Annotated in this window: 1 protein-coding gene; it reads right to left on the reverse strand. The window is 69.3% G+C overall.

All coding sequences use genetic code 11. The annotated features are described in order from the left end of the window. Positions 1–23: 23 nt before the first annotated feature. Positions 24–1,262, reverse strand: coding sequence for an IS110 family RNA-guided transposase (locus PMX60_RS10155; RefSeq protein WP_271747823.1), 1,239 nt, complete (start codon positions 1,260–1,262; stop codon positions 24–26). Positions 1,263–1,575 lie beyond the last annotated feature (313 nt).

Here is a 1,575-nt window from a genome sequence, read left to right on the forward strand (position 1 = left end):
AAAACCGACGCTCCTATAAGTTGTCAAGAGGCAGTTTGCGGGAGCGCTCTCTCCAATTCGCACAGGAGCTCGTAATACCTCCTCTCCAGTTTCGTCGACCGCCGTTTCCCCCGTTCCAAGTGCCCGAGTGTGGCTGCGGACAGGCCGAGCTCCGCGGCGGCTTTCTTCTGAGTCACCCGCATCGCCTTGCGCATCTTCGCGAGCTCGGGGCCTTCCGGCGCGGCGCCGTCGGGGTTCGGGTCCATGAGCACGTGGTACACCTCCCGCGCTATGTAGCGCTTCAGGCAGCGGACCGCCTCCCGCCGGGACTTCCCCTCGGAGGTCCGCCTCGCCACGTACCTCCTCGTCCTCTCGTCGTACGCCATGCGCTTGATCGCGATCTCGTAGAGCGCCCAGTTCGCCTGCCGGTTGCCGCCGCGGTTGAGCCTGTGCCGGTCCGTCTTCCCGCTCGACGCGGGGATCGGGGAGGCGCCGCACATCATCGAGAACGCCGCCTCGCCCTTCAGCCTGCCGGGGTTGTCGCCGGCGGCCACGACCAGGGCGGCGGCGGTCGTGGTGCCGCAGCCCTCGACGCCGAGCAGCGCGGGCGCGTTCGCCTCCAGCAGCGCGCGGATGCGCTCGTCGAGGGACTCGACCTGGCTGCGGGCCTCCTTCCAGACCGCCGCGACGGACCGCAGCGAGGCCAGCACGCTCTCCTCGAGCGCGTCGCCCGCCTTCCTCCCGCGCGCGAGCAGCGGCATGAGGTCCTTCGGCCGCTCGCGGCCCCTGAACCGCTCCCTCAGGGCGCTCGGGGCCGTCGTGAGCATCGACTTCGCGCAGGCCACGCAGGACGTGGACGTCGCGACGGCCAGCCTGCGCGCGACGTAGAGCTGGCGCACCGCCTCGACCCAGCCGTCCTGCGACTTCGGCACGGAGCAGCCCCTCCCGGACGCCGCCTTGCGCGCCGCGCGCTCGGCGTCCAGCGGGTCGCTCTTCCCCTCGCCGGGCCTCACCTTGTCCCTCTTGGGCCTGAGCACCTCGACGACGTTGTACCCGAGCTCCACGAGCCTCCTCGTCAGCCCGGCCCCGTACGATGCCGTGCCCTCGACGCCGACGACCATGCAGCTCCCCGGGTCGCCTATCGCCTCCGCCAGCCTGTCGTAGCCCTCGGGGTCGGCCCCGAAGCTCCCGCTCCAGATCTTCCTCCCGAGGCCGTCGAGCAGGCACAGGACATGCACGTCCTTGTGCGTGTCGACGCCCGCGATGACCGTTTCGCCTTCCATTTTCGCTCCCCTCGGTCTGCCGCCTGCTCCGCGCCCGGGTCTCCCAGACATTGCACTGACGGGAGCGCTACAATCCAATTGGCTTGTCCGATTGTCCGCGCTCATGCTCCTATTAGGTCATGGCAGGACTCCGGGACGCGGATGCCGGGGCGAGACAGGTCGGATTTGAGGACGGCCGAAGAGGCGTCAGCAGGTCAGTGGGTCATCGTCCCGGCATTCAGCATCAGGGTAGCGCTGCGACGCGGAAATCGCGCGCCGTTGCCGCGCCCCGCAGTGCCCGCTTCCCCCGAGAACAATTATCAGTGCAGGTAGA

The organism is Collinsella aerofaciens (genome assembly GCF_028206995.1).
Classification (GTDB): Bacteria; Actinomycetota; Coriobacteriia; order Coriobacteriales; family Coriobacteriaceae; genus Collinsella; species Collinsella aerofaciens_AQ.